General features: G+C 44.4%; 16 protein-coding genes. All 16 read left to right on the top strand.

Annotated features, from left to right (window positions below):
* Positions 1–62 precede the first annotated feature (62 nt).
* Positions 63–1,046 carry a polysaccharide deacetylase family protein gene (locus MKY99_RS18525; RefSeq protein ID WP_339265611.1) on the top strand — a complete coding sequence of 328 codons (984 nt, stop codon included), beginning with the start codon at positions 63–65 and terminating at the stop codon, positions 1,044–1,046.
* A 76-nt stretch (positions 1,047–1,122) separates the two neighbouring features.
* On the top strand, positions 1,123–2,391 hold the full coding sequence (locus tag MKY99_RS18520) for a pitrilysin family protein (RefSeq protein WP_042189409.1): 1,269 nt from the start codon (positions 1,123–1,125) through the stop codon (positions 2,389–2,391).
* Entirely contained in the window at positions 2,366–2,812 is a 447-nt protein-coding gene (gene dut / locus MKY99_RS18515; protein ID WP_197071224.1) for a dUTP diphosphatase, read from the top strand. The genes MKY99_RS18520 and dut overlap by 26 nt, the downstream gene beginning before the upstream one ends.
* Positions 2,813–3,007: 195 nt before the next feature.
* On the top strand, positions 3,008–3,904 hold the full coding sequence (gene dpsA / locus MKY99_RS18510) for a dipicolinate synthase subunit DpsA (protein ID WP_042189407.1): 897 nt from the start codon (positions 3,008–3,010) through the stop codon (positions 3,902–3,904).
* Between the two features lies 1 nt (position 3,905).
* Complete coding sequence (locus MKY99_RS18505) at positions 3,906–4,502, top strand: dipicolinate synthase subunit B (protein ID WP_042189406.1); 597 nt, start codon at positions 3,906–3,908, stop codon at positions 4,500–4,502.
* A gap of 355 nt (positions 4,503–4,857) precedes the next feature.
* Positions 4,858–6,081, top strand: a complete 1,224-nt coding sequence (gene dapG, locus MKY99_RS18500) for an aspartate kinase (protein ID WP_339265608.1) — start codon at positions 4,858–4,860, stop codon at positions 6,079–6,081.
* Positions 6,082–6,094: 13 nt separating this feature from the next.
* Positions 6,095–6,970 carry a 4-hydroxy-tetrahydrodipicolinate synthase gene (gene dapA, locus MKY99_RS18495; RefSeq protein ID WP_076285437.1) on the top strand — a complete coding sequence of 292 codons (876 nt, stop codon included), beginning with the start codon at positions 6,095–6,097 and terminating at the stop codon, positions 6,968–6,970.
* Between the two features lie 510 nt (positions 6,971–7,480).
* Positions 7,481–9,160, top strand: a complete 1,680-nt coding sequence (locus MKY99_RS18490) for a ribonuclease J (protein ID WP_042189403.1) — start codon at positions 7,481–7,483, stop codon at positions 9,158–9,160.
* A 215-nt stretch (positions 9,161–9,375) separates the two neighbouring features.
* Complete coding sequence (locus tag MKY99_RS18485; RefSeq protein ID WP_179281594.1) at positions 9,376–10,155, top strand: ATP-dependent Clp protease proteolytic subunit; 780 nt, start codon at positions 9,376–9,378, stop codon at positions 10,153–10,155.
* Positions 10,152–10,364: a YlzJ-like family protein gene (locus MKY99_RS18480; protein WP_042128829.1), complete on the top strand. Its 213-nt coding sequence runs from the start codon at positions 10,152–10,154 to the stop codon at positions 10,362–10,364. The genes MKY99_RS18485 and MKY99_RS18480 overlap by 4 nt, the downstream gene beginning before the upstream one ends.
* 78 nt (positions 10,365–10,442) lie before the next feature.
* Positions 10,443–13,103, top strand: coding sequence for a DNA translocase FtsK 4TM domain-containing protein (locus MKY99_RS18475; RefSeq protein WP_339265606.1), 2,661 nt, complete (start codon positions 10,443–10,445; stop codon positions 13,101–13,103).
* Positions 13,104–13,753: 650 nt separating this feature from the next.
* A complete protein-coding gene (gene sleB, locus MKY99_RS18470; RefSeq protein ID WP_339265604.1) occupies positions 13,754–14,620 on the top strand; it encodes a spore cortex-lytic enzyme in 867 nt (288 codons plus the stop codon).
* Between the two features lie 191 nt (positions 14,621–14,811).
* On the top strand, positions 14,812–16,035 hold the full coding sequence (locus tag MKY99_RS18465) for a pitrilysin family protein (protein WP_188114607.1): 1,224 nt from the start codon (positions 14,812–14,814) through the stop codon (positions 16,033–16,035).
* Between the two features lie 2 nt (positions 16,036–16,037).
* Positions 16,038–17,318 carry a pitrilysin family protein gene (locus MKY99_RS18460; protein WP_076285440.1) on the top strand — a complete coding sequence of 427 codons (1,281 nt, stop codon included), beginning with the start codon at positions 16,038–16,040 and terminating at the stop codon, positions 17,316–17,318.
* Positions 17,319–17,357: 39 nt separating this feature from the next.
* Positions 17,358–18,086 (top strand): 3-oxoacyl-ACP reductase FabG, encoded by a 729-nt coding sequence (fabG, locus tag MKY99_RS18455; protein WP_339271710.1) that lies wholly within the window; start codon positions 17,358–17,360, stop codon positions 18,084–18,086.
* 136 nt (positions 18,087–18,222) lie between these two features.
* Positions 18,223–18,486, top strand: coding sequence for a DUF3243 domain-containing protein (locus tag MKY99_RS18450; RefSeq protein ID WP_042189396.1), 264 nt, complete (start codon positions 18,223–18,225; stop codon positions 18,484–18,486).
* Positions 18,487–18,607: the final 121 nt, after the last annotated feature.

The following is an 18,607-nucleotide window of genomic DNA, read 5'->3' as shown; positions in this document are numbered from 1 at the left end:
AAGTGTCTTTGTAATCGTGTGGAACGAACCTGAAATTCGTTTCTACCGGGGAGGAAGTCGTCATGAAGACGGAAAAAGTGGCATTAGTGGTTGCTTGTGTAGCAATTGTGATAGGAATTGGTAGCACACAGGGACCAGTCAAAGACATGCTTGCGCAATTGAAGCCGCAGGATGATCTCGCGGTGTGGATGGATATCCCTAAGGCGGCGAACAACGATCTACGTCTGAGGATTGAGACCGCTGCGGCCAAACTAAATGCACCTCCAGTGGATGCAGTGGTTGACCGGGTGTGGAAAGCCATTCCGGGCTATAACGGACTTGAGATTGATGTAGAGAGTACCTATCGGAATGCTCTTTTGGCACCAAAAGAGCCCATAAAGTTAGTGTATCGGCAGATCGAACCAAAAGTATCGTTAAATGAACTGGGAGCAGAACCTATATATCGAGGAAATCCGGCGAAACCGATGGTATCACTGATGATTAATGTGGCTTGGGGGAATCAGTATATCGTGCCAATGCTGGATATTTTGGATGAAGAGAACGTGAAAGTTACGTTTTTTCTGGATGGAAGCTGGCTGAGTAAGAATCCAGAGCTTGCTACAGAAATGTTAAAACGTGGTCATGAGATGGAGAATCACGCCTATACCCACCCCAATATGAGTACTTTAAGTCGAGCGCGGGCTACCGTTGAGATTGAGAAGACGCAAAAGCTGCTAAAGGAATCGCTTGGAGTCACTAATAAATGGTTCGCGCCTCCATCTGGTGATTTCGATCAAGAGACAGTAGAAATCGCTAGCAGCTTGGGCTTAAAGACTGTACTCTGGACTGTAGATACGGTGGATTGGCGAAATCCTTCTCCTGAATCTATAGTTGCCAAAATCACAAGCAAAGCTGAAGCCGGCACACTTGTTCTAATGCATCCTACTGCCTCATCCTCCAAGGCGCTGAAGGCCATGATACGCGGGATAAAGGCGAAAGGGTTACAGCTAGGAACAGTTAGCCAAACGCTGTCAGCGGAGCGTCTAATCCCCTCTGATGTTGAGTGAGTGATCTATTTCTGGTAGGATTATAGGCACGTGTATTAATTTAGATAGAACATGGCTATTGCCAGGAGGACATGAAGTGGAAAAAATAGTATTATCCAATGGATTACGAGTAGTGATGGAAAAAATTCCGACCGGCCGGTCCGTTTCATTTGGAATATGGGTGAAGACAGGTTCGCGGAATGAACACCCTGGAAACAACGGGATATCCCATTTTGTAGAGCATATGCTTTTTAAAGGTACCGACCGATATAGTGCTAAGGATATTGCCGAGCAGTTCGATGCTATTGGCGGCAATGTAAATGCGTTTACCTCTAAGGAATATACTTGCTATTATGCAAAAGTACTGGATGAGCATCTGCCTATCGCAGTAGATGTGCTAGCAGATATGTTCTTCCGTTCACGTATGGATGCTGAAGAGCTGGAGAAAGAAAAGAACGTCATCCTTGAGGAAATTTCTATGTGCGAAGATACACCAGACGATCTTGTGCATGATTTGATGTGTGCTGCTGCTTACAAGGATCATCCGCTTGCGTATTCTATCCTTGGCTTAAAGGAACGGCTGATGGAGATGAAGCCGGATGATCTTCGTGCCTACATGAAGGAGCAGTATACGATTGAGAATACGGTAATTAGTGTAGCTGGGAACATCAGCGATGGATTAATTGAGCTGCTGGAGCAGCATTTTGGTTCTTTTGCTAATCATGGCACATCTGCGCCGTTGACTCCACCGGATTATTATGGGGACTTGTTGTTTCACCGCAAAAAAACAGAACAGAATCATATCTGTCTTTCCCTACCAGGGGTCCGCTCTGGCGACCCATTGCAATATGCTATGGTGCTTATTAATAATGCCATTGGCGGCGGTATGAGCTCACGGATGTTCCAAGAGATTCGTGAAAAACGTGGCCTAGCCTATTCTGTATATTCTTACCACAGTTCTCAAGCGGATTCTGGTTTGTTCACGGTCTATGCTGGAACAGCACCGAAGCAAACTAAGGATGTAACGGAGCTAATTAAGGAAATGATGTACGAACTTGCTACTGAGGGTCTTAGTGAAGATGAACTGAGAAAAGGCAAGGAGCAGCTTAAAGGTAGCCTTATTCTTAGCCTGGAAAGCACTAGTAGCCGGATGAATCGGATTGGAAAAAATGAACTTATGCTCGGAAAACATAACACATTAGACGATATGATCGCCAAGATTCAGTTAGTAACGATGGACAATATCAACAGTGTGCTTGATAATATGTTTGCTGAGCCGCTTTCTTTAGCGATGGTAGGTTCAACAGATAAAGCTATTGCAAATGTTAGGAGAGATGATCTTGTCTTATTACGTACAAATCAATAAACTAGCTGGAAACGAGGATGTTAATCTTCCTTGTAAAATGTCAGAACAGGCTTCCGGGTATGATCTATATGCCGCAGTTGGTAGCGAAGTCGTGCTTGCGCCTGGAGAACGTGCATTAATTCCAACAGGCATATCATTAGCTATGCCAGACGGATTAGAAGCTCAAATTCGTCCACGAAGTGGACTAGCCTTGAAGCATGGGATTACGTGTTTGAACACACCTGGTACGATTGATGCTGATTATCGTGGAGAGATCAAAGTGTTGTTGATCAATCTAGGGCAAGAGCCATTTGCTATCGCTCGTAATGAGCGCATTGCCCAAATGGTATTTCAAGCGGTTCCAGTGGTCACTTTGGTTGAAGTAGATGCTTTATCCGAAACAGAACGTGGAGCCGGAGGCTTCGGTCACACTGGCAAATAATATGACTTATTAAAAAGCTTGCGAATTTATGCCTAATTGGCGTGATTCGCGAGCTTTTTTTCGTTTAAATATGACAATTTATAAGTTTCATATTTAAGCCTGCATGGTAATTCTTCTCCGCTTTTCACCCATTAAGAATGCCCAGCATAAGATGCTCTATAGTCGATAGTGTATGTTGAAAGGAGCGTCATCCCTATGCTTACTGGCGTCAGGATCGTGTTCCTGGGCGGGGACGCGAGACAGCTTGAAGTGATTCGGAAATGTGTGGAATTGGATGCGACGGTAAGCGCTGCCGGGTTCGATAAATGGGAAGCCCCTTGCCCAGGGGTGAGCCTGGAACAGATGACGGTAGAGCTGCTTAGTAATGCAGATGTATTAGTATTGCCTACGGTTGGTTGTGATGATGAAGGGAATATCAGTGCTTTATTTTCTTCTGAACGCTTGATGCTCTTGGAAGAACATTTTGCTGCTCTGCCACCCCATTGTTTGGTGTATAGCGGTATGGCTAAAAGCTACTTACGCGGCATGTGCGCCAAGCATTCATTAAAGTTAATTGAATTGCTTAATCGTGACGATGTAGCCATCTACAACTCCATCCCAACAGCGGAAGGGGCACTGGTTATGGCCATACAGAACACGGATTTTACCATTCACAGTTCCAAATCGATGGTACTGGGTTTGGGCAGAACGGGTTTTACAATGGCAAGAAGTCTACAAGGACTGGGTGCTAGTGTTAAAGCCGGAGTTAGAAAACAGGAACATTATGCACGTGCTGAGGAAATGGGCTGGAAGCCGTTTATGACCAGTGAACTGTTGCTTCATGTGCCGGATGTTGATCTGATATTTAATACGATTCCAAGTATGATCATCACCGCACAAGTACTCTCACGTATCTCACCGCATTGCTTAATTGTCGACCTGGCTTCTGCTCCAGGTGGATGTGATTTTCGTTATGCTGAGAAAAGAGGAATTAAAGCGATGCTGGCACCTGGACTCCCTGGCATTGTAGCTCCTAAAAGCGCTGGGATTATTATGGCAAATGCGCTGGTTCAGTCGATATCGGACGAGGCTTTAATCAAGGGGGACGAATAAAATGGATTGGCACGGAAAAACAGTAGGGTATGCGATTACCGGATCTCACTGCACATTTGCGGAGGTAATGCCGCAAATTCAACGCTTCGTAGATGGAGGAGCAAACGTAGTGCCCATAGTTTCAGCATCCGTACTAGGCACCGACACCCGCTTTGGAACATCGCAAAATTGGCTAAAACAGTTGAAAGATATAACAGGTAATGATATCATTTCTACAATTGTTGAAGCGGAACCGCTGGGTCCTTCCAAGCTGCTGGATGTGCTGACGATAGCACCTTGCACTGGAAATACAACGAGTAAATTGGCAAATGCTATGACCGATAGTCCAGTGCTCATGGCTGCAAAATCGCAGATGCGCAATGGACGTCCACTTGTTCTCGCGATATCTACCAATGATGGCCTAGGTCTTAATGCCGCAAATATTGCAAAGCTTCTAGTGGCTAAACATATTTATTTTGTGCCATTCGGACAGGATAACCCTGAGGGCAAACCTAATTCGTTAGTAGCGCGTATGGATCTTATCCCAGAAGCTTGCTATGCCGCTTTGCAAGGTAAACAACTACAGCCGATGATTATTGAAAAGTTTCATTCCGTCTAGAATAGGGCGGAATCGGTGGAGCTAGTTGCGGACATAAAAAGGGGAGATGCACTAAATGAGCAATGAGAAGTTAAATGCCGCCTTGGTCGGAGTTACTTCTTAATCAATAGATGCGGTCGTTAACGCTCAAAGCCAAGATCTGCTAAACCCATTGCTGAGATCATTGCCACCAAAAAATATAAGCTTTACTGCTACCGTCCTCATTTCGAGGGCGGTACAACCATTTTTCAAAATAAAAGAAAATTACTTAAGAAATAAGCTTACGTACTGTAAAGGAATTTCTCATTAGAGACGAAATGAGTTCTATTTACGAACGATTAGTGTGTTTGCTTTGACAATAATGGAGGAATTATACATGGGTATTCTGGTACAAAAATTCGGAGGAACATCACTTTCAACACCACAAGCTAGAGAGCACGTCATTCGTAATGTCAAACGGGAGCTCGCTAGCGGCTATAGTTTGGTCATTGTCGTTTCGGCAATGGGCAGACGCGGAGAACCTTATGCAACAGATACTCTGCTGGATTGGGCTGTTCAGAATGGAGATTCACTCCCAGAGCGTGAGAAGGATCTCTTGATGTGCTGTGGTGAGATTATCTCTGCTACTACACTTTGTGGCCTGCTGGAGAATGAAGGGATTGCTTCTACGGTTCTAACGGGAGCTCAGGCTGGTTTTATGACAGATAGCAACTATGGCAATGCAAGAATTCTAGATGTACGTCCTGAACGTATTCTTCGTGAACTGCGTGAAGATAAAGTAGTTATAGTGACCGGGTTCCAAGGACAGACTGAAGCTGGTGATTTGACGACTTTGGGCCGTGGAGGAAGTGACACCTCTGCGACTGCACTGGGTGCTGCCCTTCATGCAGATATGGTTGATATCTATACAGATGTTAACGGGATTCTTACAGCAGATCCGCGGATCGTTGAAGATGCAAAACCGCTAACGTATGTTAGTTATACAGAAATTTGTAATATGGCTCATCAAGGAGCAAAAGTGATCCATCCACGTGCGGTTGAGATTGCTATGCAGGCACAAATTCCAGTACGCGTTCGTTCAACATTTTCTGAGACTGAAGGTACGCTGGTTACGAATCCTGAAGGATTCAACGACATTCAGTCTGGCGGCATTGTAGATCGCTTCGTAACAGGGATTGCTTATGTCAGCAACGTCACACAGATTTCTGTGGAGTGTCCAGATGGAAATGGTACGGGCGTTCAACTGCAAATTTTTAAAAGTATGGCCGACAACGGAATAAGCGTTGATTTTATTAATGTAACACCTACTGAAGCTCTTTATACTGTGTTCGATGACAAATCAGAAAAGGCCATCTCAGTTCTTCAGCAATTGGGCTTGCGTCCTAAGAGTTTATCAGGTTGTGCAAAAGTTTCCGTTATCGGGGGCGGAATTAATGGTGTGCCTGGTATTATGGCGCGTATCGTTGAGGCACTTAGCTCACAAAATATTCAGATTCTCCAATCCGCAGATTCGAATACAACGATTTGGGTGCTGGTGAAGAAAGAGGATATGGTGCAGTCCCTGCGTTCGCTGCACGCTATGTTTGAATTGCACCGCTAAGGAGGAATTCAAAGTGGATTTCGGAAGATTAATAACAGCCATGGTAACCCCCTTTGACGGGGATGGAGAAATCAACTGGGATGTAACTTCACAGCTTGTCGATTATTTAATTGAGGAACAGAAATCAGAGGCATTGGTTGTCTGTGGTACAACTGGGGAATCCCCAACGTTAAGTGATGAGGAGAAACTGCAGCTGTTTTCTTTTGTACTAGAGAAGGCGAATGGTCGCTGTAAAATTATTGCTGGAACAGGCAGTAATAACACGAAGCACTCTATTCACCTCACGAAGGAAGCGGAGAAAATAGGTGTGGATGGCGTGCTTTTGGTCGTTCCTTATTACAATAAGCCTAATCAGGAAGGGCTCTATCAGCATTTTTCTGCGATTGCTACGGAGACTTCATTGCCAGTCATGCTGTATAATGTTCCCGGTCGCACGGGTGTAAGTATGAGCGTGGACACAACCCTTCGACTTGCTGAAATATCGAATATTGTTGCGACAAAAGAATGTGCATCTGTCGATCAAGTAACACTTATCGCTTCTGCGTGTTCCGATGACTTCCGTGTATATACTGGTGATGACTCTGCGGGCTTAGCTAGTCTAGCCGTAGGAGGATACGGAATTATCAGTGTAGCTAGTCATGTGGTTGGTGCACAGATGTCAGAAATGATCTATGCATTCACCTCAGGAAATGTTCAGCGAGCGGGAGAGATCCATCGGCAATTGTTCCCTATTTACAAGGGGTTGTTCGAATGTCCACAACCTTTACCGAATCCTTCAGCGGTCAAATATGCTTTAAGTCTGAAAGGTCTGCCTGTTGGAGGCGTCAGATTGCCGCTTATTTCACCTACTGAAGCTGAGGCGGCCTTTATCGAGGCACTATTTCACTAAGTGCTGAACAATGATATTCTAGTCTTTAAACCGGCTTCTCCTGTGGAGAGCCGGTTTTTATATTTATTATATTTTGCTAAAATAATGGGTCACATTTAAGGAAAGAATTTGGATACGAGATAGGGTGACTTGTCTTTTGCCAAAAAAATCATGTATAATGATCTTAAGTGACTGGGTGCGGTTAAAATTAAATATGCGGTAATCTTCCGTCAATGGTATACATTGTGAGACAGGATAGGTCCCAAGATGAGTCTGTGTAAATGATTGAAATGTCTTCGCGCGAGGGGCGCGACGGTGAATTTTGACGGCATTTGTCCGCTTCAATATGAACTTTACTGCCCGGAATCGGGAGCTTTCGCATTGCGCATTTTACAGATATCAGGAATATCCTTGTTAATTAAGGAAGCTATCAGCTGTTTGAAGAATGTGTTCAGCGCCGCTGAAATAATCGAAGTTCAATATTTACCAATAAAAGTATGACGTCCAACATCATAGGAGGGTTAGATTCATTTGTCCAAAAAAAACAACAACGATAAATTGATGATTTTCGCATTGGGCGGAGTCGGAGAAATCGGGAAAAACATGTATGTCATTCAATATGGAGCTGACATTGTAGTCGTGGATTCGGGACTTAAGTTCCCGGAAGAAGATATGCTCGGTATTGATATTGTAATTCCTGATATCTCTTATTTGACAGAGAACCGTGACAAGGTAAGAGGGATTGTACTTACCCACGGACACGAGGATCACATCGGTGGTCTCCCATATGTCCTGAAGAATTTGAATGTTCCGGTTTACGGAACAAGACTTACATTAGGCCTTGTAGAAAATAAATTGAAGGAAGCAAACTTACTGGGTGACACCAAACGAATTCTGATCAATGAAGATTCAGAAATTCAACTGGGAAGTTCGCTCAAAGTTACTTTCTTCAGAACCAATCACAGTATTCCTGATTCCGTCGGTGTATGCATAGAAACACCGGAAGGTAACGTAGTTCATACGGGAGATTTCAAATTTGACCACACTCCAGTCAACGGTCAATTTGCAAATCTGCATCGGATGGCTGAAATTGGTCAGAAGGGCGTGCTTGCTCTTTTGTCGGATAGTACAAATGCTGAGAAACCAGGCTTTACCCCATCTGAGAAAAATGTCGGTATCGTTCTGGAAGACATTTTCCGCAAAGCTGAACAACGTGTCGTTGTAGCAACTTTTGCTTCCAATGTGCACCGCATTCAACAAGTGGTTAATGCAGCAGAATCCACAGGTCGTAAGATTACAGTAATTGGCCGTAGTATGGTAAACGTTGTATCCATCGCTTCTGAGCTTGGATATCTGAACGTACCTGACGGTATGCTGATCGAGCCTGAAGAAATGAACAGAATGGCAGCGAACCGTGTCGTTGTTCTTTGCACAGGATCCCAAGGCGAGCCAATGTCCGCATTGACCCGTATGGCACGTTCCAGTCATCGTAAAGTAGATATCTTGCCAGGTGATACTGTTATTATTGCAGCAACACCGGTACCAGGTAACGAGAAATATGTAGGTCGTACCATTGATGAATTGTTCCGTCTTGGCGCTAACGTAATTTATAGCGGTTCCAATTCTGGCGTTCACGTATCCGGTCACGGTAGCCAGGAAGAGCTTAAGCTTATGCTCAACCTGATGAAACCAAAATATTTCATTCCAATTCACGGTGAATACCGTATGCAACGCAAACATGCGCTTTTGGCAGAATCTGTTGGCGTAGAGTCTCAGAACATTTTCATCACTGAAATCGGTGAGATTGTGGAAATTCAAGGCGGTGCCGCTCGTAAAGCTGGTAAAGTAACGGCTGGTAACGTATTGATTGACGGTCTGGGTGTAGGTGATGTAGGTAATATTGTATTGCGTGACCGTAAGCTGCTGTCTCAAGATGGTATTTTGGTTGTCGTGGTTACACTAAGCAAACAGAATGGTGCAATTGTCTCCGGACCTGACATCATTTCTCGTGGTTTCGTTTATGTTCGTGAGTCCGAAGGACTGCTTGACGAAGCGAACCGAATTGTTTCCAGTACACTGCAGCGCCTGATGAGTGAGAAAGTAAATGAGTGGGCATCGCTTAAAACAAGCGTAAAAGATTCACTCGGTCGTTTCTTATACGAGCAAACGCGTCGTAGACCGATGATTTTGCCAATTATCATGGAAGTGTAAGGAGAATTCTCCTTAAATAAATATATAGTTTGGGCATTGGCCCCTTTTCCCCGGAAATATTGGACGGTTTCTACGGGAAAAGGGGTTTTTGTATTGTTTATATTCACATCATGAGGAGAGGTTTGCATAATGCGGGGCCCTGAAATGTCATACTAATGAAAGTTAGTAAGGCTATAGCAGACCAGAGCTGCATAAGGAAAGGGAGAGCTGCGAAAATGAACTACATGAATGGATCAAATGGAGCAAAGAATGAGGAAGTTATACCACAAGAGGGAAATCCAAGTACAAATGAAAACATGCCGCCCACTACAATGGGTGCACTTAAAGAGCTTGGACAAACAGCGGTTCCTACGGGTGAACCGGATATCTTTTGCATAACGATCATCGGTCAGATTGAAGGCCATATTGTAATGCCTCCTCAGAACAAAACGACGAAATACGAACATATCATTCCCCAGCTGGTGGCAGCTGAACAGAATAAGAATATTAAAGGTCTGCTTATTATTTTAAATACTGTTGGTGGAGATGTAGAAGCTGGTCTAGCGATTGCCGAAATGATTTCTTCGCTCTCTAAACCAACGGTAACAGTAGTCATTGGAGGGGGCCATAGTATTGGCGTTCCGATCGCTGTATCCTCTACGTATTCAATTATTGCGGAAAGTGCAACAATGACGATACATCCGATTCGTATGAATGGCTTAGTAATTGGAGTGCCACAGACGTTCGAATACATGGAAAAAATGCAGGAGCGTGTAGTGAAATTCGTTACTTCTCATTCTCGGATTTCTGAAGAACAGTTCCGTGACCTCATGTTTAAGACAGGTGAGCTCAATCGTGATATTGGAACAGCCGTTGGGGGGTTGGACGCTGTTAAATATGGTCTCATGGATGAGGTGGGCGGGATCGGAGCTGCCTTAGCGCATCTTAACCGCATGATTGGTGGAGATTTCTCTGCAGCGCCTACAGCAGCGATTTCGGGAGGGCTTACGCAATGACACTCTATACGATAATGTCGATGGAACAGGTGTGGGAGGGGGCATTTAATAATTACGCTACTACGCGAGAAGTAAGTGTTCAGGGGATGCTCATGCAGGTTGAGCCGATGGAGGAAGGACGCGCGCGCATAGTAAGATTGCTGGATTGTCCTTTGGAGCGATATTTAGATCCGTCGTTCTCTCCTGGAGCGATAATTACGTTAACATAAAGATTCATTTTTTGACAAAAGAGAACATAGGTACGCCACGCCATTATATGGTATAATGTTGTTCCGGGGGTGGCTGGCGTGGCTAAACGAAAAAAGAAAAAGAAAAAAGCGCTGCTCGGCAGCGTTTTAAAATATGAAATTTACGGAATTTTACTAATAACGATATCCGTTATTGCTCTATCTGGTGAAGCGGCGGTAGGACGGTCACTTTCAAGTATGGCGGGTTATTTATTAGGGAGATTTTATTTTGTGTTGCCGCTTATTGGTATTTTTTATGGGCTTATGGTTATGATCCATCGAAGATGGCCTTCTTCTTGGAACAGTCGACATACAGGCGTGCTTCTGCTTCTGCTATCCATGTGCCTTATGAGCACTATTTCTGCAATGGAGCAGAAGCTTGGCCCGTTGTCCTTGCTCCATCCTGGCAACGTGATGACACAAATACATAATGATCTTTCGGGATCTCTTTCGCCCGGTGTTAACAATAGTAATGTCTATATGCTGGGTAAGGATATAAGTGGTGGATATATCGGCGGATTGGAGTATGCTGCACTGCTGTGGCTCTTTGGTAGTCTGGGAGCTAAGCTGCTCATGATTGTTATGCTTGCCATCAGCTTTATGTTAATTACAAATCTCTCCTATGTAGAGATTATTACTCTTTTGCGAGTTCGTACGGTTAAGTTTGTGGAGGGGATTCGTCTCCATGCGGCAAACCGTCCGAAGGCAGTCCCAGTAGCTGCTAGACCTTCCAAAGCAGCCGCACCCGCAAAGACTCGGCCGGTGAAGCAGCCTGTCTATGACGAAGATGACGAAGAGGAAGAAGACGATCGATATTTACCTAATCGTAAGCAACCTGTTCTATTGAAAAAAATATCCGGTTGGTTCACAGGCTCCACCCGTTCAGAGGTGGAAACCGATTCTGAGGATGATGATCAAGGTCCAATTGTAACAAGCGCTTCGCACGGTCCGATCATTTCTGGGCTTTCAGTAGATAGTCGTGTGACTCCACTTGAGGATATCCATCATGATTTTGATGATGCAGATATGGATATGGAACCTGTGACTCCAATTATTCGTGACTTCTTTGAGCATATCCGCTCAGAAGGGCTGAATGAGGAAGATCGGGAGGAATGGAGTGAATTCTCTCCAGCAGCTCGTGGTGTTACCGTCAAAGCTCCTGTTGCCGGGGTTAATCCAGTTAGTCAACAGCCTTCAGATGAGCCTGAGGAGAATGTGACTATTGACTTGGATGGATTGCTGAGCGCCACTCCTGATGGACAGATCATTTCTGCTCCACCGGCACCACCTCCACCAAAACCTTATAAGCTGCCATCTTTCAGACTTCTAGCCAAACCTAACAACAGCGGCAAAGCGGGAGATCAGAATGATTATATGCAGACCGCCCGTAAGCTAGAAGCTACTCTAGAGAGTTTCGGTGTAAGAGCAAAGGTTCTCGAAGTAGTTAGAGGTCCAGCGGTTACACGGTATGAGATTCAGCCGGATATCGGTGTCAAAGTTAGCCGCATTGTTAATCTGACGGATGACATTGCGCTTGCTCTTGCAGCCAAAGATATACGTATGGAGGCGCCAATTCCGGGTAAATCAGCCATTGGGATAGAGGTACCGAATTCCGAAGTGTCTATTGTGACCATGCGTGAAGTTATGGAGACACAAATCTTTCAGGAAGCTGAATCCAGATTATCGATTGCTTTTGGACGTGATATTTCGGGTCAGACGATTATCGGTAATTTAGCGAAGATGCCCCATTTATTGGTGGCTGGTGCAACGGGTTCTGGTAAATCGGTTTGTATTAACGGGATTATTACGAGTATTTTATACAAAGCTAAACCCGATGAAGTCAAATTCCTGATGGTGGACCCGAAGATGGTAGAGCTGAATGTCTATAATGGGATTCCGCATCTTCTGGCTCCAGTCGTTACTGATCCGAAGCGGGCGAGCTTAGCTTTAAAGAAGATCGTTGTGGAAATGGAGAAAAGGTATGAACTCTTCTCCAAATCAGGAACACGCAACATGGAAGGCTATAATAAGCTGATGGCAGAGAACCCAGCTGCTATACTTCCGTATATCGTTGTTATTGTGGACGAGCTTGCGGATTTGATGATGGTCGCCGCTAACGATGTAGAGGATGCTATCTGTCGGCTTGCACAGATGGCGCGTGCAGCTGGTATACATTTAATTATCGCCACTCAGCGTCCTTCCGTGGATGTCATTACAGGTTTGATTAAGGCGAATATTCCATCTCGTATCGCTTTCGGCGTATCTTCCAATGTAGACTCACGTACCATTCTGGATATGCCAGGTGCGGAGAAGCTGTTAGGTCGGGGAGACATGCTGTTCTTACCGATGGGGGCTTCTAAACCGATTCGTGTGCAGGGTGCCTTTATGAGCGATCAAGAGGTTGAGACGATCGTTCAATATGTCAGCAGTCAAGGTGAAGCAGAATATGATGAGTCCATTGTTCCAGAGGTTGATGACACAATCGCTGAAGACCAGGAGCCACAGGATGAGTTATATGAGCAGGCCGTAACGATCGTGCTTGAAGCGAAGCAAGCTTCAGTCTCGCTACTACAGCGCCGGATGAGGGTTGGTTACACCCGTGCAGCCCGTTTGATTGACTCTATGGAGGCTCGTGGGGTAATAGGGCCTTACGAGGGCAGCAAGCCGCGTGAGGTGCTTGTATCACTTGAGCAGTATCAGCATAACAAGATCAGTTCTTAAGCTGAACAAGTCAGTTTAAACCTTAAATAGACAGTGAAAAGGGGTCGTCCCCAAGTAGTTTGTACTACTTGGGGACGGCCCCTTACTCGTGCTGAAGAAGTGTAAATGACACTTCAAATAATGGCTTTAGTGAAGCTACGAATAAGGCTCCGAGTGAAGCTTCATTAAAATTATTAGGGAATTTCTCCCTGAAATTCTGAGATTATTGGTTCTCAAACTTATAATTAGGGAAAAGCTCCCTATAATTTATTAATTTTGGTAAGGAATAAAGGAATTGGCCTGATTTTTAGGGAGGAATTCCCTAATTCCATTCATTATCAGAGAATATCCACTATTTTCAGGGAGTTTTTCCCTAAAAGTGCGAACTGTTACTTGGACTATTGTGAATTCATATCACTAAAATATTGAAAAGTATGACGTATATCTATAATTTCAATTAATGCGTGGTTCCACAGTAAAATGTGGTCCTTTAAATTCATGATTCATATCAACTACATGGTTTTCTTATTTCGAATATAGTTGATAATTATTCTCAATTGTAATGAAAAGCTATTTCTTCTTTTTTAGTAATGCATAGGATGCGCTGACAGTCGTCATAATAACTTTAGCCATCCATGCAGAACTTACAAAAGAAAGGTAGAGCGAACCCTATGAAGAAACAAAAGATGTGGATATTTGCTGCTTTAACTCTTGCACTTGCTGCCGCGCCGTTTGCAGGAACGTTTTTCAAGGGGAATGGCATTGTTCAGACCAAGCAAAGTGCTGCTGCGTCATTTGTCCACGAGTTAAATAATCCTGACGAAGAAGCCTTGCCGGCTTTCAGTACAACACCCATTAAACTTGGGTCCACGGGTCAGGATGTCTATGAATTGCAGGGGCGATTAAAGCATTTAGGTTATTATGCCGGAAAAATAGACAGTCATTTTGGGCCAAAAACGAAGAATGCAGTTACTTGGTTTCAATGGAAATTCGGAATGAAGTCTGATGGCATTGTGGGTGCCAAAACTAAGCTGAAGCTGTATAACGCCACGAAGAACTGGAAGCCGACTGAGCCTTCTACGGGCACGGGAAATAAGACAGCACAGAATAACACTGGTAATAAAACAAATACGTCCAATAAAACGAATTCGCCAGGATTGTCTTCAGGTAATTCGATGGGCTTATCGGAGAATGATCTCAAGATCATGGCTAATGCCGTGTATGGAGAAGCCAGAGGTGAGCCTTTCGAAGGTCAGGTTGCTGTTGCTGCGGTCATTTTAAACCGAGTGAAATCACCTAGTTTCCCGAATACGCCGTCTGGCGTTATTTTTCAACCGAGAGCATTTACAGCTGTGGCCGATGGTCAGATCTATTTGGAGCCGAATGAGCAAGCACGTAAGGCAGTAGAGCAAGCACTCAGTGGTTGGGACCCTTCCGGAGGATGTTTGTATTACTTCAATCCTAAAACAGCGACCTCTAAATGGATTTGGACCCGTCCTCAGGTGAAGACGATTGGACAGCATATTTTCTGTATGTAGAGAAGAAGGATAGTGAATTCAGAGAGCAACCGGGAAGAGGCTTCCGGTTGCTTCCTTACTTTGGAATGGTTTAGAATGGTTAATAATTCATAAACATAATGTAGAGCAACTATCCACGCCGTAAAGGAGTTTTGGACTTGACTAATAATGTATTTCAGCATGGCACAGTAGGAGGCTTGCGCATTCACGTTATGCCAACCAAGGCATTTAAGACCTACGCGATCTCACTTTATGCTGGGATCCCACTTGATGAGAATACAGTAACCTCTACTGCACTAGCTCCATTCGTGCTTCGCAGAGGTACCGCGACTTATCCGGAGACCACACAATTCCGCGAGCGTTTGGAGGAACTGTATGGCGCTGGATTCGGGTTTGATATTTATAAAAGAGGCGATTATCAAATCGTTCAGTTCCGCATGGATACTATTAATGACTCTTTTGTGCAAAGCCAGGAGAGCTTACTTGAACAATCCTTCGCTTTCTTAGGTGAAGTACTGACTCGTCCATTAGTTGAAGACGGCAGCTTCCGGCCTTCGTATGTTGCAACGGAGCGTGAAACCGTTCGCAAGAAGCTGGAGTCCATCGTAAATGACAAGATACGTTACGCTGCTGAGCGCTGTATTGAGGAAATGTGCCGTAACGAGCCATATCGTCTTCACCCTCTGGGGCAAAGAGCGGATCTGGATCAAATCACTCCGAAAAGTTTGTATGAATCGTATAATTCCTGGCTGGATGATGCCATCCTTGATCTCTATGTAGTGGGTGACACTACAGCTGAGGAAGTAGAAAAGCTTGTACAGCGTCATTTCGGTCGGGTTCAGTCCGAGGTGGGCTTATATAGCTCTAAGTTCGTACCTGTATCAGTTAATGAGGTGCGGACTGTAGAAGAGAAGCTGGATGTCAGTCAGGGCAAGTTGAACCTGGGCCTACGCACCTCTATTACTTATAAGGATGATAATTACGCGTCCGCACTTATGTACAACGGAATATTAGGAGGGTATCCCCACTCTAAACTCTTCGTTAACGTACGTGAGAAGGCAAGCCTTGCCTATTATGCTTCGTCTCGTTATGACGGCCACAAGGGCATTGGAACGATTCAATCAGGCATCGAAACGCAAAATTACGGCAAAGCCGTGGACATTATAGAGAAGCAATTGGAAGAGATGAAGGCTGGCAATATCAGTGATCTGGAACTGAGTCAGACTAAAGCTATGATCCGCAATCAGCTTTCCGAGATTCCGGATTCTGCTTTTGAAATGATCTCTTACGACTTCAACCGCCAGTTGTCAGGAAAAGAACGGACAGCGGATCAGCTATTGGAGCAGGTGGAACAAATCGGTGCTGAAGATGTAAAAGCTGCCGCTGAAACCTTTCAGCTGGATACGATATATTTCTTGACAGGAAAGGAGGAATAACGATGGAACAAATTCATTACGACAGACTTCAAGAAACCATTTATCATGAGGTCATGGATAACGGACTTCAGGTATATGTGTTGCCGAAACCAACCTTCAAAAAGACCTATGCTACATTTGCAACTAAATACGGTTCCGTTGACAATCATTTTCATGTCGCAGGTGGAGAAGAGACCACTGTTCCTGATGGTATAGCTCACTTTTTAGAGCACAAAATGTTCGAAGAGCCAGAAGGCGATATTTTTGCTACCTTTGCTTCAAATGGAGCCTCGGCCAATGCTTTTACAAGCTTTGATCAGACCGTTTATCTTTTCTCAGCAACAGAAAATATAGAGACCAATCTTAGTACGCTCGTTGATTTTGTTCAGCGACCTTATTTTACAGATGAGAATGTAGAAAAGGAAAAGGGAATTATTGGTCAAGAAATCAATATGTATGCTGATAATCCGGACTGGCGCGTGTATTTTGGCCTTATTGAAGCGATGTATTCGAAGCATCCGGTTCGGATTGACATTGCAGGTACGGTAGAATCAATTAGTACGATCACTAAAGAAACGCTGTACACATGTTATAACGCTTTTTATCACCCTAGCAATATGTTGTTGTTCGTGGTTGGGGGTGTGGACCCGGAGAAAGTATTTTCCTTGATTCGCGCTAACCAAAAGGGTAAAACCTACGGCAAGCAGGGTGAAATCAAGCGTATTTTTGAAGATGAACCCGAACAAGTCGCTACAAAACGGCTAGAAAGCAAGCTTGCTGTTTCGATGCCGAAAATCATGTTTGGTTTCAAGGAAAAAGTAGAAGATCTAACAGGTGAAGCTTCTCTGAAACGCGACCTGATAACGAAGCTAATGCTCGATTTGTTGGTAGGTAGTAGCACAGCATTGTATCAAAAGCTTTATGATGAGGAATTGATCTCGGACAGCTTTGGACATGAATTTAATAGTTCTCCGCAGTATGCTTTTTCTGCAATGGGTGGGGATACAAAGGATCCGGACTTGCTTTTAAAACGAATTAAAGAAGAAGTAGATCTAATCTTAAAGTCTGGCTTTGCGGAGAAGGATTTCGAGCGGGCACGGAAAAAGAAAATTGGCGGTTATTTGCGCATGCTGAACTCCCCTGAAAGTATCGCACATGAATTTACACGCTACCAGTTCCGTGGTGGTGACCTGTTTGAAGTTCTGCCTATGTATGAATCGATCACTCTGGCAGAAGTAAATGAGCGTCTGCAAGCCCATGTAAACTGGGAACAGCTTGCCGTTTCATTGGTGGTGAGTCCTTAGGTGAGCGTTTTGGGAGAGAGCAGCAAACCACTAGGGGAAATGACAGTGCTCATTACAGGGGGAAGCGGAGGGATCGGCGGCGCCATTGCGGAACGATTTGCTTCTGTGGGGATGAATATAGTTATTCATTACAGACACTCACATGAAGCTGCGAATGATGTCGCTCGGCGTTGTATGGCCCTTGGCGCAAAGGTAATGACAGTAAACGCGGATATGAAGGATCGTAGTCAGATTGTACGTATGGCGGAAAAGCTTGAGAGTAATGGGATGCAGCCGGATATTCTCGTCAATAATGCCGGTAAATCGCATTACGGAATGCTAGCTGATGTGACCGAAGAGGAATGGGATGACATTATGTCCATTAACTTGAAGGGAACCTATATGTGCAGTCAGATCTTTATGCCGTACATGGTATCGCAACGTTATGGTCGTATCATCAACGTTTCTTCCGTATGGGGAATCACTGGAGCTTCTTGCGAAGTAGCTTATTCGGCTAGTAAGGGTGGAGTGAATGCCTTTACAAAGGCTTTAGCTAAAGAGCTGGCTCCATCTGGTGTAACGGTTAACGCGGTAGCTCCAGGAGCGGTTAATACGAACATGCTGTCCAATTTACAGGAGGATGAAGTCCGTATGCTGGAGGATGAGATTCCAGTAGGGCGTTTGGCTACGCCTAATGAAATATCTTCACTAATTTATTTTTTGGCTTTGCCTGAGTCCGGGTATATCACTGGCCAGATTATTAGTCCAAATGGTGGATGGATTACCTGATCTTCAGTTGGAGAAAAGCTCCAGCATAATAACTTAGCTTCTAAGACATATTATAAGTGTTGTTTTTAAATCTCACGTAAGGCGGCTTACAGCCTGTATGCAGGTGTTTGACCGTAAACATGAAGGAGGATTTAAGATGACACAAGAAGATAGCGTAATCAAAAATTTTGACACCTGGAAGAAATTTCTGGGAAAACGAGTTGTACAGGCGGAGAAACTTGGGATGAGTGAAGACACAATCTCAAAGCTGGCTTTTGAAATTGGGGAATTCCTCGATGAAAAAGTGGATCCAGCAAACACTCAAAACCGTGCAATCAAAGAGCTATGGGACGTCGGCAACGATGAAGAAAAGCAGACGATTGCTAAACTCATGGTCAAGTTGGCGAAAAATCACGCCTAAGCTTGCGGAAAAGCTCCCCTTGTGGGAGCTTTTCTGCAATTATTACAGGACTGACCTTGCCTTTCATTTTTATTTTATATATCATTAACATGACCCGTGTTTCAGACCACTTTGTCTGAAC

This window comes from Paenibacillus sp. FSL R5-0470, assembly GCF_037975205.1.
In the GTDB taxonomy this organism is placed as follows: domain Bacteria; phylum Bacillota; class Bacilli; order Paenibacillales; family Paenibacillaceae; genus Paenibacillus_AQ.
The sequence above is the reverse complement of the archived record's forward strand: the minus strand, read 5'-3'. Positions and strand labels throughout refer to the sequence as shown.

What these genes read in the sequence shown, in the direction of transcription:
- MKY99_RS18450 (WP_042189396.1), top strand. Translation starts at nt 18,223, where the DNA reads ATGACACAAGAAGATAGCGTAATCAAAAATTTTGACACCTGGAAGAAA.
- dpsA (WP_042189407.1), top strand. Translation starts at nt 3,008, where the DNA reads ATGCTTACTGGCGTCAGGATCGTGTTCCTGGGCGGGGACGCGAGACAG.
- MKY99_RS18460 (WP_076285440.1), top strand. Translation starts at nt 16,038, where the DNA reads ATGGAACAAATTCATTACGACAGACTTCAAGAAACCATTTATCATGAG.
- MKY99_RS18505 (WP_042189406.1), top strand. Translation starts at nt 3,906, where the DNA reads ATGGATTGGCACGGAAAAACAGTAGGGTATGCGATTACCGGATCTCAC.
- MKY99_RS18465 (WP_188114607.1), top strand. Translation starts at nt 14,812, where the DNA reads ATGCCAACCAAGGCATTTAAGACCTACGCGATCTCACTTTATGCTGGG.
- MKY99_RS18525 (WP_339265611.1), top strand. Translation starts at nt 63, where the DNA reads ATGAAGACGGAAAAAGTGGCATTAGTGGTTGCTTGTGTAGCAATTGTG.
- MKY99_RS18480 (WP_042128829.1), top strand. Translation starts at nt 10,152, where the DNA reads ATGACACTCTATACGATAATGTCGATGGAACAGGTGTGGGAGGGGGCA.
- MKY99_RS18485 (WP_179281594.1), top strand. Translation starts at nt 9,376, where the DNA reads ATGAACTACATGAATGGATCAAATGGAGCAAAGAATGAGGAAGTTATA.
- dapG (WP_339265608.1), top strand. Translation starts at nt 4,858, where the DNA reads ATGGGTATTCTGGTACAAAAATTCGGAGGAACATCACTTTCAACACCA.
- fabG (WP_339271710.1), top strand. Translation starts at nt 17,358, where the DNA reads ATGACAGTGCTCATTACAGGGGGAAGCGGAGGGATCGGCGGCGCCATT.
- sleB (WP_339265604.1), top strand. Translation starts at nt 13,754, where the DNA reads ATGAAGAAACAAAAGATGTGGATATTTGCTGCTTTAACTCTTGCACTT.